Consider the following 22,251-nt stretch of genomic DNA (forward strand, 5'->3'; position numbering starts at 1 on the left):
CCGTGCTTGACATAGGGCATAACCCAACAAACGACCGATAATGTTGGGTTTCACGCAGTGAGACCCAACCTACGTCTACTCGGTTAAGAAATTAAATCCTATTTTCAGATCCCCCAAACCCCCGCTAATTTGGGGGCTTAATTCCCTCCTTCTTAAGGAGGGTTAGGGAGGATCTCCCCTTAACGGAGCATTATTCGATCGGGTTTCTAGCGTCACGCACTACTGAAGGATTGTAATTGTTATAAGTTCAAAATTCAATAAATATAAGTATTTTTACATAGGATAGGACTAGCGGTTAATGAGAAAATTTTTTAATGCTTTTATCTCCTACGGACGAGCTGACAGTAAAGAGTTTGCCAAAAAACTTCAAACTAGTTTAAATAAACATGGATTCAAAGTCTGGTTTGATTCTAATGACATTCCCCTGGGTGTTGATTTCCAAAATCAAATTGATGATGGTATCGAAAAGGCTGATAACTTCCTGTTTATTATTAGTCCCCATTCGATAAATTCGGAATATTGTCTTAAAGAAATTGAGCTAGCGATTAAGCGTAATAAACGAATTATTCCTTTAATGCACGTCGAGCAAATTAATCGGGAAACTTGGCTTTCTAGAAACCTGAATGGTACTGATGAGGAATGGGAATTATATAAAGATGAAGGGAAACACGATCATTTTAAGAATATGCACCCGACGATTCGTAAGATTAACTGGGTGTATTTCCGAGAGGATAAAGACGATTTTGACAAATCCCTAGCAGATTTAATTAATCTACTTCGTTTGCACGGGGATTATGTAGAGCGGCATACCAGCTTTTTAATCAAAGCTTTGGAGTGGGAGAGAAATCAAAAGCAAACGAGGTACTTGTTAACCGGGGAAGAAAAGCAAAAAGCTCAAAGTTGGTTGACATTCCGCTTCAAAGACGAACAACCACCTTGTCTTCCCAGCAATTTGCATTGCGAATACATCACCGAAAGCATCAAGAATGGTAATAATTTGATGACTCAGGTGATGCTTTCCTATGCTGAGGAAGATAGAGCGACGATGGAGAAAATTCGCGCTAGTTTAAGACGAGAAGGTATTACAGTTTGGACGAATACCACAGATATTAAAACAGGGGAAGAGTTTTGGAACTCGATTCAAGAAGGAATTGAAAAAGCCGATAATTTGGTTTATTTACTTTCTCCGAATGCTGTAAAATCCATCAACGCTCAGCGAGAATTGGATATAGCTGTTTCCTTAAATAAGCGGATTATTCCCTTACTGGTACAAAAAACCGACAACTTAGAATTACCTTTTTCTTTGCAGGGTTTACAGTACATCGACTTTACAGATAATCTAGAGGAAGCACATTATCAACTTGATGAAAGCCAATTACTGAAGATTTTATATGAAGATGCAGCTTACTACAACGAGCATAAAATTCTATTAACTAAAGCCCTGAAATGGAAAAGACAAAATAACAATCCTAGTATTTTACTGCGGGGTTATAACCTGCGGAGCGCCGAAACTTGGTTAGAAGTAGCACAGAAAAGGACACAGCATCCACCCACCCCATTACAATCAGAATTTATTACCGCAAGTCTCCAACAACCTCCACTAGAGTCGCTGGATGTGTTTGTTTCCTATTCCCGCGCTGACTCAGACTTAGCGAGGAAGTTGAATGATACTTTACAGCTACAGGGAAAAACGACTTGGTTCGATCAAGAAAGTATTGCATCGGGAAGCGATTTTCAGGAAGAAATTTATGGAGGAATTAAAGCATCTGATAATTTTCTATTTATTCTCTCACCGCGCTCTGTAAATTCACCTTACTGTAATTCGGAGGTGGAGTATGCTGCCTCCTTGAATAAACGCTTCGTGACAGTGCTGCATCGGGAAGTAAACACCAGCGATTTGCATCCAGAGTTAGCGAAAGTACAATGGATTGATTTTAACAGCAATCAAAAAGATTTTAATGCCAATTTTAACCAATTGCTCAGAACCCTTGAAACTGACAGAGAACACATCCGCAGTCATACTAAATGGTCACAAAGGGCTTTGGAGTGGGAAGATAAAGATAAAAGTAATGACTTGTTGTTGCGGGGTAATGAATTTGTCATTGCTCAAAATTGGTTGGAAGAAACCGAGCAGCAAAATAAAAAGCCTAGCGCAACAGTTTTTCAGAAAGATTTTATTCAAGCGAGTGAAAATGCGATTGAAGCTTTAGAGAAACAAGAAAAACACCGACAAGAAAGTATGCTGCTTTTACAGGAGGAGAAGATAAAAGAAGCCGAAGCACGACTCGCAGAAAAGAAAAAAAGTTCCAGACGACAAAAAGCTTTTCTTGTCGCTACTAGTATGGCATGTGTAATTGCTGTTGGCTTTGGTCTAAAAAGTCAATTAGCTGAGGAAGAAGCCGAAAAAGCTCAGAAAGATCAACTTAATTCAGTAAGTCGAATTTCATTGATATTATCCCAGCAAAATCTCAAATTTGATGCCCTATTTGAAGCTATTAAGGCAGGGAAGCTAATACAAGGACTAATAAAAAAAGAAGGATTGGCCAAAAACCTCAAAACTCAAAGTCTAATTCTAAGAGCTTTGCAGGACGCAGTTTATGAAGATGGCTTCAGAGAGCAAAATCGCTTAATAGGACATGAAGGTACAGTCTTTGATGTCGCTTGGAGTCCTGATGGCAAGAAAATTGCTACAGCGGGTGGAGATGGTAAAATTAAGCTTTGGAATCTTAATGGCAAAAAAATTAATTGCACAAAAGTAGGTAATTATAGTGAAGTCTATAGCGTTAGCTTTAATCGTGATGCTAAAACTATTGCTTTTACCAGTAGTGAGATTAATGGACTTTGGAACATCTCCAAAAAGACCATTCAACAAACAAAACTTACTGGCGATAAAAAAAAGCTAACCACGGTAAACAGCCCGGGTGGTAAGATAATTGCTACTGCTAGCGGGGATAATACTGTTAAAATCTCAAATAAGCAGGGAGGATTCCTCCAAACCCTCAAAGGGCACAATGGCTCAATCATGAGCATCAAATTCAGCCCTGACGGAAAGACAATTGCCACTGCTAGCGAGGATAATACCGTTAAACTTTGGAGCTTGTCAGACAAGAAACTTAAAAAGCTTCAGGGAGATAATAAAGCTGAATTCTGGAGCGTCGCTTGGAGCCCCGATGGAAAGACTATTGCTTCTGGCAGGGCAGATAATACCGTCAAACTCTGGACTAAGAAGGATGGGGAATGGAAATTCATTCCAACTCAAATTAAACATGACGGTGCAGTTTCTAGCGTTAGTTTTAGTCCTGATGGTAAGACGATTGCTTCTGCTAGTAAGGATAATACAATCAAACTTTGGAACAACCAGGGTAAATTTCTAAGAGACATCGGCAAGCATAACAAACCAGTCTGGAGTTTAGCTTGGAGTCCCGATGGAAATACCATTGCTTCTGCTAGTGGAGATAATACAATCAAACTCTGGAACAAAGACGGTAAAAAACTCCAAACTTTCCCACATAAAGGTACAGTGTGGAGTGTAGCTTGGAGTCCTGACGGAAATACCATTGCCTCTGCTAGTAGTGATAATACTGTTAAACTATGGAACAAAAACGGTAAAGAAATCCAAACTCTCAAAGGACATACAGCTTCAGTCGCGAGTGTAGCTTGGAGTCCTGACGGAAATATGATTGCTTCGGCGAGTAATGATAATACCATCAAACTCTGGAACATAAAAGGCGAAGTACTCGAAACACTCAAAGGACATAATAATGATATTTTAAGCGTCGCTTTTAGCCCTAATGGAAAAAAAATTGCTTCTACCAGTAAAGACTTGAGTGTGAAGCTTTGGAACCTTGATGGTGAAGAACTCCAAACCCTTTACGGACACAATAACCGAGTGACTAGCGTTAGTTTTAGCCCTGACGGTAAAACTCTAGCCTCAGCTAGCGATGACGAAACGGTGATTGTTTGGAATTTAGAAGATTTAACGTTAGATAAGCTAATGGAGGATGCTTGCCAACAAGTAAAAGATTATCTTAGTACTAAAGATGATGATGATGATGAAGAGAAGAAACTTTGTAAGTATGATTAGTAATTAGTAAAAATACCAATAGTCTAAAGTCTAGTTTTGCTGGTTTATCCCATATAAACGTAAAGCTTACTGCTGGGTCTTTTAACACATTTATTCCCCATTCCCCTACAAAAGAAATCATGAATCAAGCAACCTCTATTCTTAACCAAAAACTATCTATCTGGTGAAAATGCCCTCGCACAAGAAGTTAACGGGGAAATAGTAATATTACATTTCGAGTCGGAATCTTACTACACTGCATTATGCTGTAGGAACTAAATTTTGGCAATTCTTTACAGATTCAGACAACGTAGAAATAGTAATGCAGCAGTTAGGTCAAATTTATCTGGTGGATGAAATTACCTTGCATCGTAATGTAACTACCTTTGTTGAAGAATTAGTAAAAGAAGAATTATTAAGTCACGAAAATAAAATAGATGAGAGGAATTTAGTTACCGCTGACAAAATAAAACAATTATTACAACCTCAACTGCCTGATAATCGTTTACCCTATGAAGCACCTTTGTTACGGAAACACGGTAAAGTTAATGCTAGTACTAATGTGATTTTTAGTCCTGGAGATTTGGAGTTGTCCACTGGAGAACTTTTTTTCACAGATTTAAGTTAAGAAAATATTCAGAATTTATTAAATACAGTAGAATTATTTGTAAAAAGTAAAAGGGAAAGCATTAAAAAGTTTATAGAGAATAATCAAGTTGGTAGGGTGTGTGACGGCTACGAAAAATTATTAACAATAACGAAAAATGTTAATATTGCCGTCACGCACCATTTTATTATTCCGAATTATTCAAAAAATCAAACTAATTAAATCAACCATTATCCGGTGATTGAATTAGTAGGGGAGGCGGTTCGGCGGTGTAGATTAACTTCGGGCTTTATTGCCGTGCCGTTGCGTGACGACTACGATAAATTATTAATAATAACGAAAAATGTTAATTTGGTTTGGCTTTAAGTAGCACTTTGATTTTAATTGTTAGCGTTGCGATCGCGTTGCTGCGCCTCGTTTGGTGAAGCTAAACCAAAGAATTAAACAGGACTTAGGCACAAGCAACGTAATTACAGTCATTACAACAACTCTAATAAATTTCAAAGTATTGCAAATAAGTCCCTTTGGGACTAGCTGCGCTGAGGTAATAAGTCCGTAATACCAATTATTTATGAGCCTGCATAAGATGCTTAAAGCCATAATTACTTGTGAAAGTAGGAAACTCTTAACAGAGAACGTGGAACAGAAAATGTACTGTTAGCAAAGAGTACCGTAGGTATGATTTTTAAGCACAAATGCAGGCTACTCCAACAAAAATCTGCGGAGGAGTTCTATATTAATTGTTAAGAATTATGATTTAATTTATTTGTAAACCTCGTTTTTTCTTGTGAGAGAGTTTTTTGCTAGATCAAATCTTGAAAATTGCTAGCTGAAACCCTCTCAAAGAAAAGTTTTTAACAAACTTGAACTGGGAGAGGTGTCCCAATTCAAGGGCTAAATGTCAATACTAGGAGGCAGGTTTTCAGGATCTAAATAGGGGTAGGGGAATTTACCCGCATCTTTAAGCTTCATATTACGCACTTTTATGTCCGTCGAGAGAGCTGCGAAACGAAGATTTGCTCGCTGCTGTACTTTTGGAAATCTCTTTTCCAAAGGAGCGATCGCGTTTGCTCCTGCAAGGCTAAAACGTGAAGACTCTGTAAGCAGATAGGCAGAGGTAAGCTGGAACAAAATCCGGTCTAAAGTATGAGGTAAGGCAGCTTTTAAATATTCATCAGAAATCTCATCTTCCCCGAATGGCATGGCTGCTAACATTGCGATTGGGTAATTCGGCACATATGCTCCATAGTCAAATTGGGCGAAGTTTAGTATGGCGTGTCCAGCACTCGTTTTCCAAATTATATTTTGTAGTACTGAAGCTAATTGTTTTTTACTGGAAATACTTTCAGGAAATGAGGCTATATCAGCCTTGTTTGGATCTCTCATCTCTGTAATCCACCCTTTCACCATAGCATCATTAGCTACATCATCGTCATTCGTGTATGCTGCGTTTACGAAGTCGGTTGTGTATTCACCAAAGATATCCCACAACTTGAAGCCGTCTTCGCGGTAATAATAATTTTGGATTCCATCCGATTGTTCGCGGTCAAATCCACGTTCGGAAAGTTGCTGAGGAAAACTCGACTTCTCAAAGTCCCATTTTAGCCATGCGTTTAGCATAATCTCCAAACCTTGAGCAGTTCCAGTGGAAAATGTGCTATCTGTAAACGGTATCACATTTGAAACTAAGGTATGTCGTGCTACATAGTTGATACCAATAGTGTCCTTGAAATGAGGTGCAAGTAAATCTCTGATTGGGTGGTCTACACCAGGCGCAAAAGAATTGTGAAAGGCAACTGCAAAAGGTTCGACAGCAATGTGCCCGAATCCAAGATGCCAAATAAACTGCATCACTTGGTTATCTGCATTCTTCATATGTAGTTTTGCCAACATCCATCGATTTGGTGGTGACTGTGGAGTATATACCGGCAGTTCGTCATTTAGTCGGATACCCACCATATCCACAAAAGCCTCTCCTTCCTCGTAGTCTTGAACGATAAGCGCAGTCGCAGGATATGTATACATCTTTATATCTTTGCATGGCACTTCGTATGGCTTAACGTTTTTCAGTTCTGGAAGATCGACCATTAACAGGTGTTTTGCACTAATCAAATCAGCTATAGATTGCCCCTTATAATTAAGACCGCGCATATTTTCTGGAACTTCCTCGATATCCTTTACAACTTTAATTGTCATAGGATTAAGACCATTCAAGAATTGACGCGCAAACTCTCTATCTTTATTCCAATTTTGATTGATATATTTGGTTTCACCAAGATACCCACCTTGCACCGCTTGATAAATATCACCTGACTTAGCCAAACGCTCTTTAATACCAAGTTCCGTATAGAGAACCTCATTTATTCGCTTAAAAAACATACCCTGCCTTGTAGGGTCTAGTGCTTCAGAGTGTGGAAGTCCCTTAACTGCGCGAGGTAAATTACTCAAATCTAATTCGGGCAAGTGTTTCATCTCATATCGCTTATACTCCCATTTTTCTCCTTGTTCAACTGAAACGTCAGAAAGTATCTCTTTTAGTATCTTCTGAAAATTCTGTATGACTCCATTAACTCTAGTAGGATTCTGCTTCAATTGCTCAATATACTTAGGTGAGGGACTTGTGTTAGATTCTCCTGTTAAATTAAATGCACTATTCAAATACTCGATCGCGCCAGTATAAGCCTTATGTTGCATGGTCATAAGCTCTTGCTTTTCTTGTGGTGGATAAGCTTGAGTATATGAATACCATCTAACTTTTGTGAAAGTTTCTTTACCAGTTATGGGGTCTATTAAGGGGCTAAATTCGACAAAAGTGGATACTGCTTTTAAACCAGGGATTGGAGGATCGACTTGCACAAAGTCATATTGTTCAGAGAACTTTTCATCATCTCTTGCTACAAGTAATTCATCAAACGTAACACCTCCTTGGTTGAGTTTGAACCGTCTGATACAACCGACTTCATCATTTCCTGGGGGAAGAATCTCCATAGTTTCGTAGATTTTCCACCATTTTAGATTTTCTTTTCCAAATGGTCTAAACAACTCCCAAACTTTACCAATCGGTGCTTTGACAATGCCAAACACCTCAACGTCAGGATTTTGGTCAAAACAAGCTATATCGGTCACTTGAACTTGATTGATGTCATTTTGAATGAGATTTTGATCAAATTCATTATTGGTCTTAATTCTTACAAATGTCATGAGGTCATTACTCCTATAATTACCAGGAAAACAAAACTATTTGAAAAGATGATTTCCATAATCTTGCTTTAGTTTGGCATAACTTACGAGTTTTTACAGTGGATTAATGATAAGTATTTTCTAATTCATGTTTGTTTACAATCACTTTACATTTAAGTAAAGGATTTGTTATTACTGCTGTTTAGAAGTCAGTAATTCTGCCAATATATCCGAAATATTACTGATAACACCTCTAGGTAAAAACTTGGATAATAAATATGCAATAGCTTTCATATTCGCTGAGATTAATACTTATGTCACTAAAAGCCGCTTTCAAGTTTATTCGAGCAGTTCGAGAACGTCAGGATTTACAAACAAGCTTGCAAGATTTAGGACAAGCTGTAGGTGGAGAAGAATTAGTAAAATTGGGTAAGGAAACTGGATTTGATTATACGGAAGTAGAGCTACAAGCAGCATTTAAACACGATTGGGTAATGCGATCGTTCCGTCATGGAATCATTCAAGCTCCGGAGAAACGGTAATCATAACCCGATTATTTGTACCTGTATTATTCGACTAAACTAAGATTGTCGGGGGAAGAGGGGGAAGAGGGGGAAGAGGGGGAAGAGGGGGGAGAGGGGGTAGAAAATAATTTTTAAGGGTTAAGTAAGACAATACACTGTCTGGTTGTCTTGAGAATGAGCTAGAAAACCTCGTACAGTAATCCGATTTTTATCTCCATCAAAATCAGCTACTTTGTGCCAAATAAGCCCACCATTAAAAATCACCATATCTCCTATATCTGGATTAATATATTGTTTTCTAAAATTATCTAAAAAACTATCTAGCTGACAACTATAAAAATTTTGTTTCATTGATGGAGTAGTTTGCTCTCTTAGTAAGTCGTATAAAATTAGTTCACCACCTTTTTCTGGTTTACCGATCGCAACAAAATAGCTGAGGATATCTATATCTTTTCTAATTCCTTTTGAATGTTTATAAATTTGGCATTTTTCAAATACTTCATTATCTGTATGTGCTTTAATTCCTCTTTTATTGGGATGAATGATTCGGATTTCTGCTGGGTTATATATACTATCGTTTGCCTGATCAAGCAATTTGATTTTTCTTAAACTACAAAGATTATTAAAAGTTTCAAAAATCCTTTGTTCAAATAAATTTGTAAATATTTTACTTAATTGCACTCTAAAATCAGATGCTTTCTGAAAATACTCATTTAAGTCATTTTTTACTTGCATTAAAGAAAAACCGAAATTCACTCCGTAGCTGGTGTTGTGATATTCAGTTTCTAAGCTTTCAATATTTTTTTTGGCTGTTTCTATTTCTGAAGTTGAAAATACCTTTTTGATTAGTATCCCACTTAAGTCACCTGCCTACAGTAAATCAATACTATCTGAACCCTTATTTACTGATTCAATATCTAAGGTAATCCATTTATATAGTTCACTATTTTTTTGTCAATTATATTTTTTTCATCTACTAAATATAATTGTTTAATTGTTTCATCCGGTACTGTAAGTTCGGGTTGCAATTGCAATGCTTTCTCATACCTATCTAATGCAGCTTCAAAATTACCTTGAGCGTAATAAAGTTTTGCTAATTGACTATAAACAAAGAGGAGTGACGACGACTAAGCAGTAAATTCCAAGCCTGATGTGCAGCAAGTTTCGCTTTTTCGTTATTGAGTGATGCTAAAGCAGTACCCACATAAGCTGTTACCCACTCGTCACTTGTTTTGCTGTGTAAATAAGTATCAAAGTCTCGCCACCAACCTTTTTGATTCGCGGAATTAAGAAGAAAGCTAGTAGCTGCTTCAATAGCTTGGTTTAATCGACTTTGATTTAATTCTCCTGATGTGCTGGAAAAATTTTCATTTTGAGTACTTCTTATATTTTGAGGTTGGTTGTTATTTACAAGGGATTTATTCTCAAGCCACTCATGTACAAATCCAATATATGCTTTAGCTTGTAAGGAAGATTCAGGTTTATAGGTAAGCTTAATATGGCTTAATCTACGGTCTAAAATACTTAAATTTTCTGATGGCTGTAATAAAGACTCGGCAATTAAATGACTAGCCCAAGGTTTTGTAGTGTTGCTAGGAGTTGTATAACCAACCCAAGCTATTAATCCATTCCTTTTTTCGGTGGTACACAATCCTTTGGCTACCAAATTATCTAAAAAAGGCAACCATCTTGGATCTAATCCCGATTGTTTATCAAAGAAACACTCTAAGCCAAGAGTAGGATAAATTTTCTTGCCAACATCAAAACAAAGCCTCACATTATCAAAAGTGTCTAGTATCTCATCAACCAAAGCTTCAATTTCTTCCGCTGGGTTGGGATAACCTATTTCTTGTAAATAATTACTAATATCATAAATAGGAATTTTGCTGACATTAATCCGCAATGCTTCAATTTGACGCGATAACATTACACCAACATGACTAATTCGAGTGGGTGACGTACAAGCGGTAAAGCAGCGATATAAGTTACTGCATAAGGAATCATTAATTGGTTGCCCGTAGAGTAATTCTAAAGCAATTTTAATAATACTAAAAGTTTTTAATGGTTCAAATGAATCCCGATTAATACCGAGAAAAATACATGGTGTTAATAAATCAGGATTTGACTCATGAATATCAAATTCTAGCCATATATCAGAAATAGCTGAATATAAATCTGAACTTGAATCGCTCCAAATTTTGCAAAATTTACTAATACGATTCCAAACTGGTTGGTTAAATTCTTGATGAGATAAAGCAAGTTTGTTTATATGTTCGGCTAAAATTTGTGGTTCTTTATTTTGTAAAAAAATACCTTGCTGTAAATCGACTTGAGAATTTTCTTTATCGAGACGAATTTCAAAGCCCGCTCTTGGAATGGGGGCTGATAGCTTTGCTAGTTTTTGTAAGTGGGATATGGCTGTGGGTGTAGCAATTTCAGAGGAAATGTGAGCAAGAACATTTTGTAAGGAGTCGGTTAAAGTTGGTATTTTTGTCAACATACAAATGATTAAGTAACACAGTAAATTGTCTGGTTGTCTTGAGAACGAGCTAAAAAACCTCCTACAGTAATCCGATTTTTATCTCCATCAAAATCCGCTACTTTATGCCAAATACGCCCACCATTAGAAATGACCATATCTCCTATATCTGGATTTATATATTGTTTTCTAAAATTATCTAAAAAATTATCTCGTTCACAGTTATAAAAATCTTGTTTCATGGATACAGTGGTTTGTTCTCTGAGCAAGTCATATAGAACTAGTTCTCCACCTTTTTCTGGTTTATCGATAACAATAAAATAGCTGAGTATATCTACATCCTTTTTTATTTCTTCTAAATGGTTATAAACTTGATATTTTTCAAATACTTCATTATCTGTATGTGCTTTAAGTCCCCCTTTACCAGGATGAACAATTCTTATTTGTGCTGGGATACATATATCATGGTTTTTTCTGTCAAGCAATTTAATATTTTTTAAACTATGGAGATGGTTGAAAACATTAAAAATTCGTGTTTCAAACTCCGAGGCAAAAATTTGATTTAATTGCAATCTAAACTCAGATGCTTTCTGGAAATACTTATTTAAGTCATTTGTTGCTTCCATTATAGAAAAACCAAGCTTTTCTCCATAGATTATCTGTTCAAATTCAGGTGATAAGCTGTCAATGTGTTCTCTTGCTGTTTCTATTTCTTTAGTTGAAAATACATTTTTGACGAGTATTCCATCTAACTCATCTGTGTATAATAAATCAATGGTATCTAAACCATTGTCTAATGATTTAATATCTAAAATATTCCATTTATATAATTCACTACTTACTTTTTCAGTTATATTTTGAATATTTACGAAATGTTGTTTAATATTTTTATTAGATATTTGAAATTCAGGTTGTAATTGCAGCGCTCTCTGATAAACATCAAATGCAGCGACAAAATTTCCCCGAGCATAATAAAGTTCTGCTAATCGATTGTAAACTAAATGATTATTTGGTTTGCTAATCAAAGCACTTTCATATATCGCAATTAAATTTTCTACAGTAATTTTCATATATGAATCCTAATTTAAGTTAGAAAAACTAATTCCCTATTCCCTATTCTCCCCCAACCCTATTCCCTTTTAGATTGTGACAAAATTTGAAATAGTTGCACGAGCATCATTAAGTATAACGTCGCAAACTTCGGGTAACTTAATAAAATTATCTGGTCTATAAACTTTTTTGATTGGAATTCTTGCTGCTAAACTACTTAAAAAGGCAAATTCCCGAGCAACATAATCTTGTTCAACAGTTAAAAATTTTGGATATCTATGAGCCATTAAATGCATTAATCCCAATTCTGTGGGAATAGATTCAATGTAAGGAGTTGCCAATTCGCTTTGACGATTATGCAAAATGTAAATAGCGGCTAGAGGAAGAGGTTTATCTTGAAAACGCCATGCAGATGCACTTTTTTCGCTAGTTAGTTCTACATAGCGTTTATCTCCAACGCTAAAAATACGCTTTAGATTTTCTAATGACAAACCAAGATAATTAATGCTTGGAGTCCATAATCTTAAACGAGGATAACCTGGTTGTACAATAAAGTCTTCTTCAACAAAGGAAAAAGCAGCAATTTCTTCTGATAAAATAGGTTGTCCGCGTTGGGCTAAAGCTCCTGCGGTAGTGGATTTACCTGCTCCTTTAGCACCAATAATAGCAATAGCACGATTATCTACCGCGATGACACTGGCATGAAGGCAAGGTATTCCTTGTAAGCGCAAAGCACAGCCCATTACAGAACCAACTAAAAGAGCAGTAACTTCCTCTAAGGTAGTATTGATCCAAGTAACGCTAATCTTCTTACCACTTGCGGCTATATCGAAAATAGCAGCTTCACCACCACCACAAAAGCATAGTTGATAATTCTTCCCCTCAGTTGTAACCCTTGTCTTTAAACTAAAGTTATAGCTACCTGCTATATCTTCAGCTAGGTGCGACATTTCAAATCCTTCTTTGGTAGTTAAGTTAATTTCTACCTGTGATAGTTTATTATCAATGAATTTTAAACCTGGAAGCGGTTGGTTGCTGCGTAAGGTTAAGCCATAAACTTGATAATAAAATTCTTCAATATTGTCAGAAAAGTCCCTATTCCCCATTCCCAATTCCCTTTTGTTACATATGCGGCTTCTGTTTTAACTGTTTTTACTGAGTTTGGCAAGGTTTTTTGAACTGCGCGATCGCCCCATTCCCTATTTCCCTTTTTCCGTAATACCACTAATAGAACATCCACCTAAGTACGGTTACAATTGCCTCGGTTATATAGATATTCCTCATTTCCTTATTCCCCATTCCCTATTCCCTAATTATTAAAATTATGAATCAAACAACTTCTATTCTGAACCAAAAATTATCAATTCCAGAAAATATTATCGCTCAAGAGCTTACCGGCGAAATAGTTATGTTAGATATGGAATCTGAATCTTATTACAGCTTAAATTCTGTAGCAAGTCGGATATGGCAGCTATTGACTAGCTTGGAAAATGTAGAAGCTTCAGTGCAGCAGTTATTACAAGTTTATCTGGTGGATGAAGCAACTTTAAGTGGTGATGTCACTTTGCTTGCACAAGAATTAGTAGAAGAAGAATTGTTGATTGGTTGCGATAATGAAGCTGAAGAATTTAAAAAATCTAATCAACCCGAACAAGAAAATCAATCAGAACCTGAAAACGCACAAGAGGTTGATAATCGGATTCCCTACGAAAAGCCTTTGTTACGAAAGCACGGTAAGGTTAATGATGGGACAAATTTAACGTTTCTGGCTACTCCCACCGATGATGGATTAGGTGTTGGTTATGCTGACTTATCTTAACTAAAGCAGTTTATCCCACACCTTCCACACTTTCCACGCTTCCAATCAAATTTTTATATATAATTCAGGAGTTGAAATATGGCAGCAGGTGAACTTTTAGCTTGTTCTAAGTTTTATGTTTCCTTTGATGGTTTAGACGATTTAATCGTCTCTAAAGTCAGCGGTGTATCTATTGAATTGCAAACAGCTGGCGACCAAAATCCTTTTGGTGTTACCAAGGGTGGAAAAGCCGCGATTCAAGCTACGGTGACTGGTGTTCAGAATAGTACTGTTACTGTTGAGTATGTAGGTACGGTTGATGATAATCGGCTATTTAAATGGTATGAAGATTCTCACTCCCAACCTACCACGGGTGGTGGTTCGGGGAATAAAGGAGAATTAAAAACTGGCTCTATCGTTCTCTATAACCAAGCCGGAGAGGAAGCAGCTCGTTGGGATATGACAGGGGTTATGCCTAAAACATATAAAACTAGTTGTAGGTTGGGTTTCGTTCCTCAACCCAACGCGGGTGTTGGGTTGCGCTACGTCCTAATGTCCTATCTCCTATGTCCTAACGGACACGCTGCGCTAACGGAGACGCTTCGCTAACGGACACGCTTTGCTAGCGGACACGCGCAATACCTACGGTACGCTGAGCCGCCGCACGCGACTTGGGAACGCTAACGCTTAACCCAACCTACGAACTGCCAGGTTTCCCTATTCCCTATTCCCTATTAATTTATCGCTTTATCTGCTGCAATAGTTAATACTTCATCCATCCAAGCATTAATACTTTTACCAGCTTTAGAAGCTGCAATAAAAATCTTACGGTGATGTTCTGATGTTGTACGAAAAGGAAGTTTGCCAGAAAAAGGTTTATCAGGTTCTTCCCCTAAGTCTTCACAGAAAGCAAGATAATCATCTACCGATTTATGAAATTCTTGACGTGCTTCCTCGACTGTTTTTCCTTTAAATGTCACTACATCATTAATATCTAATACCCGCCCAAAAATAGTACCAGCTTCTACATCAACTTCTAAATTTGCAGTATAGCCTTTATAAGTCATCATAGTTTTAGCTTTAAAACTTACTCATCATCATTTAAATCTGTTTCTGGTTCAAATATTTCTGGTTCAATACCTGCCTTTAGCAAAAATTCTCGAACCGATTTCACTGCTCCTTTATCAGTTTCCTTTTCCGGATGCGGTTCATGAAATACAGCTTTGACATCTTTTAATTTTACCCTCACCCGCGAACCTTGACCTTGACTTATATCAGCACCCAAAGCTCTATTAGACTAGGGTTTTCAACCCCAGTACGTAGGTTAAGTTGAGCGTCTAATACTTTGCTTCATCATTGGAAGCATGTGGTAAAGCTCAACCCAACATCCCTTCGGTAAAACTAATATTGATTTCCCGCACTTATCTATTTAACATTGCTTGCGTTGCGATCGCACAACGTATTTTATAACTATAGGACTTTCTATAACAATATTCAGCGTCAGAGAAGAATTTTTGCTAAAATATTTAAACTCATAAAACAATGTGAATCTTTGAGGAACGCAATGAAAAAGGTTACACTAACAGAATTGAGTAATAATATCGATAGTCTACTGGATGAAGTCCTAGAAACAGGTATTTCATTAGAAATTAACAAAAATGGTAAAGTGTTAAGAATTGTTCCTGTAGAAAAAAAAGATAAACTTAGCAATTTGACTTTTAAACCTAATGTTATTCAAGGAAATCCAGATGATTTAGTTAATATCAGCTGGGAACAGGAAGTTAATGTTGATTTATCTTGATACTCATGTAGTAGTATGGCTATATTCTGGTTTAACAGATAAATTAACCGATCTTGCTAAAACTTTAATCAATGATAATGAAGTTTATATTTCGGCAATTGTTCGATTAGAGTTACAGTATTTGTATGAGATAAAACGTATTACAGATGAACCGGATGTGATTATTTCTAATCTGTCCGAGGAAATTGGTTTAAAAATATGTAATAAAAACTTCAATGATATTATCAGCGTGGCTTTAACGATTACTTGGACTCGCGATCCTTTCGATCGGATTATTACGGCAAATGCTCTGTTAAATAACAACATATTACTGAGCAAAGATCAAAATATTTTAAATAACTATCTGTATGCAAGATGGTATTCGTAAAGTACCCCAACCCGATAAACCGAGGTTGGGGCTTCCAATTGGATTAATTCAGGGAGCGATCGCATTTTGAGTGAGGATGGAAAGTCCAAAAAATACAAGACCGGCGATCGCATTGCTTTTAAGATAATCTAACCTTTAGTATACAGACACAGCTTCAAGTTTTGCTTTATTCGGTGAAACAACTTGATAACTCCGTAACCAATAAGCAACCGTTAAAGTTTTTTCTAATCCCATTAATTTCTGAGTATCAATCTCCTCAGACTCCAAACACTCAAGTAACTCACCAACATTTACATACTCTTCCAAACCAGGGGTATTCCTTAACAAATCCCCAGCCCATAACCCCACACTTTCCCGCGTTCCCTGGATATATTCTTCTGGTGCTTTGAAAACAATTTTCGGACGTGTACGAACAGCTTCTGGTAATTTACCTTTCATGGAATCCCGCAGGATATTTTTATTGACTAACCAAGGAATGGGGGGAATTGACACCATAAAGTTAACCAAGCGCAAATCGAAGAAGGGATAATAATGTTTGATAGGAATTCCCGTAGAACCTGGATCGGCTTGTTCAAAAATGTTTGACCAAAATGGAGTATTAGCCATTCCGTAGCGAGCAACATAATCTATGGATTCAGCGTGAATTTGCTCGTATCGTTGCTGTAAATCCTGTTGCTTGACGAAATCGGCATTAAACCAAGTGGGAAATTCAACTTTCTGCTTGGTAATTTTCCGCCAATAAGCTCTACCTTGACGTAAGAATAATTTCGGAGGTCGATGGGTATGTAAATAATGCCCCAACACCTGAAATATTTCTCGACGCAAACCGTGTTTCCACCATACTAAGAAGTCGAATTCACCAAATCGCAAACCTGGATCGCCACCGAATCCCGTTAATACAACCCGTGCATGGTCTGCACAGCGCTGAGTCAATTCATTACCAGCACTACGGGCAGGAATACCATTAGGTTCGGGTAATGGGGTTGAGGGATTTTCTGAGGGAACGTGGCATAAATAACCTTCGGCGTTGATTTCATTTAAGGGAATACCGATGTAATGAGCTACCATGCTGGCAAAGGAATCTTCTTCTGGCATCATTAGGCGATCACGCATGGTAAATGCCTGGAAATCGCAGGGTTTTCCTCTTTCTAAGAGTACCTTATTCGCCGTTGCTGCAATACTGGTGGAATCCATTCCCCCGCTAATATGGGTTGAAATCCGTTCTGTCCGCAATCTGTCGCTTACTGCTTGCTCGAAGAGTTCCGAAAAATGTTCTACATATTCCTGGGGTTTCTTGTAGAAGATTAAAGGTTGAATGCGGGGTAATTGCCAATACCTTTGTATATTTAATTCTCCTGCTTGCCAAGTTAAAGTATGAGCCGGGGGAAGCCTTTTAATATCGTTAAAAATAGTCGTATCCCATTCCATATTCATTCCCCTTGTGAGGAAATCCCCTACCGCTTGCTGGTTTAAATCCGTTGATATTTGGGGATGCAAGCGAATACAGTTGAGGGTATTGCTGCAAATCAAAGTATTCTTTACCTGGGCATAGTAAAACGGTAAAATTCCAAACTGGTCGCGTCCGCAAAACAGTTTTTGCTGTCTTTCATCCCAGATGATAAAAACAAAATCACCTTGTAAATGCTCTACACAAGCGGTATCCCAAACATGATAGGCGTGTAAAAGTAACTCCATATCGGGGGCATTTTCAGTAATTACCCTACCATTTGCCTGTAAAGCCACAACTAATTCTTTGCGTCCATCCAAGCGAACATCTGCGACTATCCATACTCGCTCATCTAAACTAAAAGGCTGTCGTTCGCGTTCTTGATCGGAGGTTGTTCTCAACAAGGTATGTCCAAAGCCGATGTTATCTTTATGCCATGTTTGTTGAGCATCGGGTCCCCGAAACGTCATGTAGTCCGTCATTCGGCGGAGTAGGGATTGATTAACGGGTTCTTTGTTGCGATTAATAAGACTGATAATACCGCTCATAGGATTTTTTTTAGAAGGGAATGGGGAATAGGGATATCTGTTTGTTTACAGAAAGCATCCGTTGTGGAAAATGCAGCTATTGGTATAAATTATTAAAACTATAATTTCCTGTACAGTAAAAATTGTTATATATGCGGTTTCTGTTATAACTGTTTTTACTGACTTTGGCGAGTTTTTTTATTAAATAGAAGTGATGACTATAGCAGTTTTTCGGTAAAAAAGGTCTATAGCCGGAAAAATTCCGAAATTGAAAGCTTGAATACCCCTCTCCCCCTTAATAAGGCTATCGTGTACACACAAATCCGCCGGGGGTTGCAAACCCCCGTCTAATAGCAAAAGTCGTCTTAAGACGACTAAAAAACCGCCTCCCGCATTAAATATGCCGGAGTGTCAATTCAGTCCTATTTATCTCACATCTTGCACCATTCTCAACAACCGCCTTGGAATAAATTCCCAGGCTCATACACAAAGTCTGATAAATCAGACTGGGCAAGGATTTTAGTGCGTTTTAACGTACTTTGTATATTAGCCTTGAAATTTATTTCAAGGCGGGTATTTGGACTTAACGACAATGGTGCAAGATATCAGATTTATAGGACTTTCGCTCCACCGCCAGGGACTTGCAGTCCCTGGCGAGTAATGATTTTGACTAATTATGTATACACCGTAGCTTACTAAGGAGAGGGGAAGGGGTAAGGTTATTCCCGATCAAATAGTTGATATTTCCGGATATTCAAGCCATAACTGTATAAGTTTAATTGTATATCTATGTGTGAGATATAAGGTTGTTCCAAAATAACATAAGTAAGATACTGTGATTCCTATAAGTCAGCTACACTATTTTTTACACTACCGGAAATTTTTTCTAATTGTTGCACTTGCTGTTACCGCAGTTGCTCAAATCACTCCGGCTCAAGCTACTGAATTTAAAGAAAATACCAATACACTCGAAACTCTAAAGTTAGATAACGTAAATTCTAAAAGTATCGCTGCTGATGATTTGCTTCAAAACAGAAAATCTCTGAAAAAAGAATTATCTGACAATCTTCAACAAGCTACTCTGATCAATCGGCTAAAGGCTAGTAAGCTTAATTCTACAATTCCAGTTTCTCAAAATATCTCAGAGCCGGAATTTTTGACATCAGATAAACTTACAGATGTTAACCGGGTAAATACTGAAATAAACCCAACTGATAATAACTTATTACAAGCACAGAATACATCGGAACAAGATGTAGAGAAAATAATCAATCAGCTAGATGCAGTAAAAGATATTGAAATCCCCTCATTCTTTTACTCACCGGGTTTTAGCATATATGTTCCTACTGGTTTCGGTGGCGATCGCAATACTGGTTTTGTCAGCGCTAGCTATCAAGAAAGAGGTCGTTTTTCTGACGATGATGATGTGGGATTAGGCTTTGGTGTTGGTTTGGGTGATTCTCGAAAATCCGTAGGTGTCGAACTTTCTTACACCTTAGCTAGTTTCGGACGCAATCGCGATTTTGGTAGCGGTGGTTTTAACGTTAAAGTACATCGTCAGTTACCAAATGACTGGGGTGTAGCCGTCGGTTGGAACGGTTTTCTGAATATCGGGGATGAAAATAACTTTGAACAATCTCTCTACGGAGTTGCTACCAAAATTATTCGCACTCAGGAAAAACTGGAAAAACCTTTTAGCCGAGTAGCTGTGACTCTTGGTGTAGGTGGAGGACAATTTCGGACTGAAGAAGCGGTATTTGATGGTGACGATGAAATAAGCGTATTTGGTAGCGTAGCAGTTCGAGCAGTTAAATCAGCCAGCATCATAGCCGAATGGACTGGACAAGATTTAGGTGTAGGAGTCAGCGTTGCACCATTCCCCAATATTCCTTTAGTTATCACCCCAGCTTTGCGAGATATAACTGGTGCTGGTGATGGTACCAGGTTTGTTGTCGGTACTGGCTTTTCCTTTAAATTTTGAGGAAAATAAAAACATAGGGAATTTGAGATGTTGTTAAAACACCAAATTCTCTATGAAAAATTAACACCATTTAAAAGGATTATAATTTGATGAAAAAGAATATACTGCTTAATTTAATTGCAGGTGCAACTGTCGCTGTGAGTGGATTAATTTCTATTCCCGCTCATGCTCAAAATAATCAGTCAGATGTGACGGGAAATAATGTTTTTAATAATCCCGTTCCAGTGAATAATCAATCGGATGTTACGGGAACTAATGTTTTTAATAACAATCTACCTTATTTCTTTGAAGGGAATACAGTTAGTAAAGAAACCGTAGCCCAAGCCGAACAACTTTCGCAACAATTAAGGGATGCTTATCGCAGTTGTAACGCTGGTGAAGGTTGTGTGGAGTTTAATAATTTGCTGCAACAATCTAATACATTTTTGGGCAATCTTAACCAACAAGTAGAAGCTGTTGGAAATAGTCAAGGTAATCGGGCTTGGTAAGAGTTTTTTTTAATCTGGCGAATATATAGCAGTTTTCATGTAGGTGCAATACATTTTTGACCTCTCTCCAAACCTCTCTCCTAAAAGGAGAGAGGCTTTTATTCTTACTCCCCTTCCCTGGTAGGGAAGGGGCTGGGGGTTAGGTCTTTATTGGACTCAACGAAAATTTATTTTTAAATACGGATTCAAAAACTTCAACCCCAAACGAATCGGTCTAACGAAATAATATAAAATATATAAAAATCCAGGCAGAGAAACATATTCTAAATCATTTGAATTTGGTTTGAATATATAGCTAAATAAATGCCCAACTAAATATCTATTATGCTTCCCGAAAAACTTAGAACGCTCCAGCAACATCAAAGCCCTCAAAACAAATCCATATAGTCCCTGGATAAATCCCCGTTCAAAGATTCCAAATAGTTGAGATTGCTTATCATCCTTAGAAAACAATTGCTCTACAACACAATCTAAATATAAATTAACTATCAAATCACTTGCTATTTTCTGCTTTATTTCTACTGGAATTTTTACTTGTAAAAGCCTATTTGCGATACCTAAGCCAAACAATAACAATCTTTCACTATGTAAATCTTGAGCTTGCTTGATAACAACTTTCCAATCTAACTTTTGATTGTTAATCAGTTGAGCTATATCGTAGACTTGCTTGAGCTTTTCTTGTCGGTAGTGAGCATCTTTAACGATTTGAAGACACAGAATTAATAGCGAATCTTCGGTAGAAAGATTAGTTAATTGTTGATTTAAAATAGATACGGTTTCGCAACGCTGCCAAAGTTGCTCAAAATCAACTCGGTAAGGAAAGCAGGAAGGAGCTAATTGCCAATGAATATCAATATGAATGCTATCATCTTTATTGGTAAAAACTTGTCCCCAGGGTTGTAATTCGTTACGGGGTTGATAACCTTGAGTATTTAACAAATCCGTAACTTTGGGAAAGTCTTGTTGTTTGATAATTAAATCAATATCGCAGAATTCCCGTTTCGTTAAATTTTGATCAGCAGAAGCAGCGAGTACAGCACCTTTGAACGGAATTACTTTGATGTTATTGTTCGAGAACAATTTGATAATTTGACAAAGTTTTTTACTTAGAAAAAGATTGCGAGCGGTTTTAATTTGAGAATATGCTTGTAGCTGAGGTTGGATTTTTTTAGAAATGCTTTCGGGATAATATTTGACCAAATTTTGATATAGCAGAAGAAAAACTCCGTGCTGACATGCTTGTTTTAATAGATAATCCCAATCAATATCTTTTTGCAGTAAGCTTTCTATACGTTGGGATTTAGCTGTATCGGTGTGGATGTTAGTACAGCAAAGCAATATTTCTATTTCTGGCTGATATGTAGGGAGTTGGGTGCCCAGATTGGAAGGTAGTGATAAATTTAGATTCTCGAAGCTTACAAAATGTTGCTTTACAAATTGGCGATCGCCAACAACATAACCTTGATATTCCACCCAAGCATGAGCCTGAAACTCTCCTGCATTAAACCTCGTACCGATTTGCAATTCTGTAACTATCCTAGAGCGCTGTAACAAAAACCATAGCGCTAAGGATTTTCTCAAGCAGGTAGCCCATTTGTAATATTTAGCCGCTATCTTCACCATCGAAGCTGTAGTCAGGATTTGCGAAGAAATCGAATCACCATTCAACCTCACCCCGCCTCCGGCACCCCTCTCCTTAGTAAGGAGAGGGGATGGGGTGAGGTTAAGTCCGTATTGCATCCAACTGAAAACTGTTATATTCCTCAAAAGAGAATAAGTACGCTTGAATCCCCAAAGATTCAAAGATAAATGAATCAAGGGAAGTAATATCAAAGCTTGAAGAAGTTGGTAGCGTTGATAAAGTGAAAATTTTCTCCAAGTGCGGGTTTTTTGAATTATTGAAGTTAATGTGGTCATTTGTATATTTTTGATTGTACTT

The 22,251-nt window shown here is 37.3% G+C and carries 18 protein-coding genes and 1 pseudogene; 9 read left to right on the forward strand and 10 right to left on the reverse strand.

All coding sequences use genetic code 11. The features are described from left to right. Positions 1-298 precede the first annotated feature (298 nt). Together ACM03V_RS24605 and ACM03V_RS24610 are read left to right on the forward strand one after the other, a co-directional pair. Positions 299-4,084 (forward strand): TIR domain-containing protein, encoded by a 3,786-nt coding sequence (locus tag ACM03V_RS24605; protein ID WP_414623430.1) that lies wholly within the window; start codon positions 299-301, stop codon positions 4,082-4,084. A gap of 301 nt (positions 4,085-4,385) precedes the next feature. Continuing rightward, positions 4,386-4,691, forward strand: a complete 306-nt coding sequence (locus ACM03V_RS24610; RefSeq protein WP_414623431.1) for a hypothetical protein — start codon at positions 4,386-4,388, stop codon at positions 4,689-4,691. A gap of 873 nt (positions 4,692-5,564) precedes the next feature. Here ACM03V_RS24610 and ACM03V_RS24615 read toward each other — a convergent pair. Next, positions 5,565-7,871, reverse strand: coding sequence for a lipoxygenase family protein (locus ACM03V_RS24615; RefSeq protein WP_414623432.1), 2,307 nt, complete (start codon positions 7,869-7,871; stop codon positions 5,565-5,567). A 293-nt stretch (positions 7,872-8,164) separates the two neighbouring features. On the opposite strand from ACM03V_RS24615, the gene ACM03V_RS24620 reads away from it, so the two are divergent. Continuing rightward, positions 8,165-8,392 carry a Nif11-like leader peptide family natural product precursor gene (locus ACM03V_RS24620; protein WP_414623433.1) on the forward strand — a complete coding sequence of 76 codons (228 nt, stop codon included), beginning with the start codon at positions 8,165-8,167 and terminating at the stop codon, positions 8,390-8,392. Positions 8,393-8,512: 120 nt separating this feature from the next. On the opposite strand, the gene ACM03V_RS24625 is transcribed toward ACM03V_RS24620, so the two are convergent. The 5 genes and pseudogenes from ACM03V_RS24625 to ACM03V_RS24645 all read right to left on the reverse strand — a co-directional run bounded on the left by ACM03V_RS24625 (position 8,513) and on the right by ACM03V_RS24645 (position 13,009). After that, positions 8,513-9,226, reverse strand: a complete 714-nt coding sequence (locus ACM03V_RS24625) for a hypothetical protein (protein WP_414623460.1) — start codon at positions 9,224-9,226, stop codon at positions 8,513-8,515. A gap of 65 nt (positions 9,227-9,291) precedes the next feature. Beyond that, positions 9,292-9,456, reverse strand: a pseudogene (locus tag ACM03V_RS24630) (hypothetical protein); the annotation flags it as partial. Between the two features lie 11 nt (positions 9,457-9,467). Continuing rightward, positions 9,468-10,874 (reverse strand): hypothetical protein, encoded by a 1,407-nt coding sequence (locus ACM03V_RS24635; protein WP_414623434.1) that lies wholly within the window; start codon positions 10,872-10,874, stop codon positions 9,468-9,470. 8 nt (positions 10,875-10,882) lie between these two features. Beyond that, on the reverse strand, positions 10,883-11,923 hold the full coding sequence (locus tag ACM03V_RS24640; protein ID WP_414623435.1) for a tetratricopeptide repeat protein: 1,041 nt from the start codon (positions 11,921-11,923) through the stop codon (positions 10,883-10,885). Positions 11,924-11,992: 69 nt separating this feature from the next. After that, positions 11,993-13,009, reverse strand: coding sequence for a serine/threonine protein kinase (locus tag ACM03V_RS24645; RefSeq protein WP_414623436.1), 1,017 nt, complete (start codon positions 13,007-13,009; stop codon positions 11,993-11,995). 218 nt (positions 13,010-13,227) lie between these two features. Between ACM03V_RS24645 and ACM03V_RS24650 the strand changes: the two genes are divergently transcribed. Beyond that, positions 13,228-13,722, forward strand: coding sequence for a PqqD family protein (locus ACM03V_RS24650; protein WP_414623437.1), 495 nt, complete (start codon positions 13,228-13,230; stop codon positions 13,720-13,722). A 78-nt stretch (positions 13,723-13,800) separates the two neighbouring features. Further along, the gene (locus tag ACM03V_RS24655) at positions 13,801-14,310 is read left to right on the forward strand and encodes a phage tail protein (RefSeq protein WP_414623438.1); all 510 of its coding nucleotides are present in this window, start codon (positions 13,801-13,803) and stop codon (positions 14,308-14,310) included. Between the two features lie 125 nt (positions 14,311-14,435). Here the strand turns inward: ACM03V_RS24655 and ACM03V_RS24660 are convergent, their stop codons facing one another. Further along, positions 14,436-14,768 (reverse strand): type II toxin-antitoxin system HicB family antitoxin, encoded by a 333-nt coding sequence (locus ACM03V_RS24660; protein ID WP_414623461.1) that lies wholly within the window; start codon positions 14,766-14,768, stop codon positions 14,436-14,438. Between the two features lie 20 nt (positions 14,769-14,788). Next, a complete protein-coding gene (locus tag ACM03V_RS24665; protein WP_414623439.1) occupies positions 14,789-14,986 on the reverse strand; it encodes a type II toxin-antitoxin system HicA family toxin in 198 nt (65 codons plus the stop codon). 279 nt (positions 14,987-15,265) lie between these two features. Here ACM03V_RS24665 and ACM03V_RS24670 point away from each other — a divergent pair, with 279 nt between their 5' ends. Both ACM03V_RS24670 and ACM03V_RS24675 read left to right on the forward strand, forming a co-directional pair. Continuing rightward, complete coding sequence (locus ACM03V_RS24670) at positions 15,266-15,502, forward strand: type II toxin-antitoxin system Phd/YefM family antitoxin (protein ID WP_414623440.1); 237 nt, start codon at positions 15,266-15,268, stop codon at positions 15,500-15,502. After that, positions 15,486-15,869, forward strand: a complete 384-nt coding sequence (locus tag ACM03V_RS24675; protein ID WP_414623441.1) for a type II toxin-antitoxin system VapC family toxin — start codon at positions 15,486-15,488, stop codon at positions 15,867-15,869. Before ACM03V_RS24670 ends, ACM03V_RS24675 begins: the two co-directional genes overlap by 17 nt. Positions 15,870-16,004: 135 nt before the next feature. On the opposite strand, the gene ACM03V_RS24680 is transcribed toward ACM03V_RS24675, so the two are convergent. Continuing rightward, positions 16,005-17,864: an asparagine synthetase B family protein gene (locus ACM03V_RS24680; protein ID WP_414623442.1), complete on the reverse strand. Its 1,860-nt coding sequence runs from the start codon at positions 17,862-17,864 to the stop codon at positions 16,005-16,007. Positions 17,865-18,678: 814 nt separating this feature from the next. Here ACM03V_RS24680 and ACM03V_RS24685 point away from each other — a divergent pair. Next, positions 18,679-19,824, forward strand: a complete 1,146-nt coding sequence (locus tag ACM03V_RS24685; RefSeq protein ID WP_414623443.1) for a hypothetical protein — start codon at positions 18,679-18,681, stop codon at positions 19,822-19,824. 89 nt (positions 19,825-19,913) lie between these two features. Beyond that, positions 19,914-20,312 carry a hypothetical protein gene (locus ACM03V_RS24690; RefSeq protein WP_414623444.1) on the forward strand — a complete coding sequence of 133 codons (399 nt, stop codon included), beginning with the start codon at positions 19,914-19,916 and terminating at the stop codon, positions 20,310-20,312. 156 nt (positions 20,313-20,468) lie between these two features. On the opposite strand, the gene ACM03V_RS24695 is transcribed toward ACM03V_RS24690, so the two are convergent. Then, entirely contained in the window at positions 20,469-22,229 is a 1,761-nt protein-coding gene (locus ACM03V_RS24695; protein ID WP_414623445.1) for a lasso peptide biosynthesis B2 protein, read from the reverse strand. Positions 22,230-22,251 lie beyond the last annotated feature (22 nt).

Origin of the sequence: Calothrix sp. CCY 0018 (assembly GCF_963920925.1) — a bacterium.
Lineage (GTDB): Bacteria > Cyanobacteriota > Cyanobacteriia > Cyanobacteriales > Nostocaceae > Rivularia.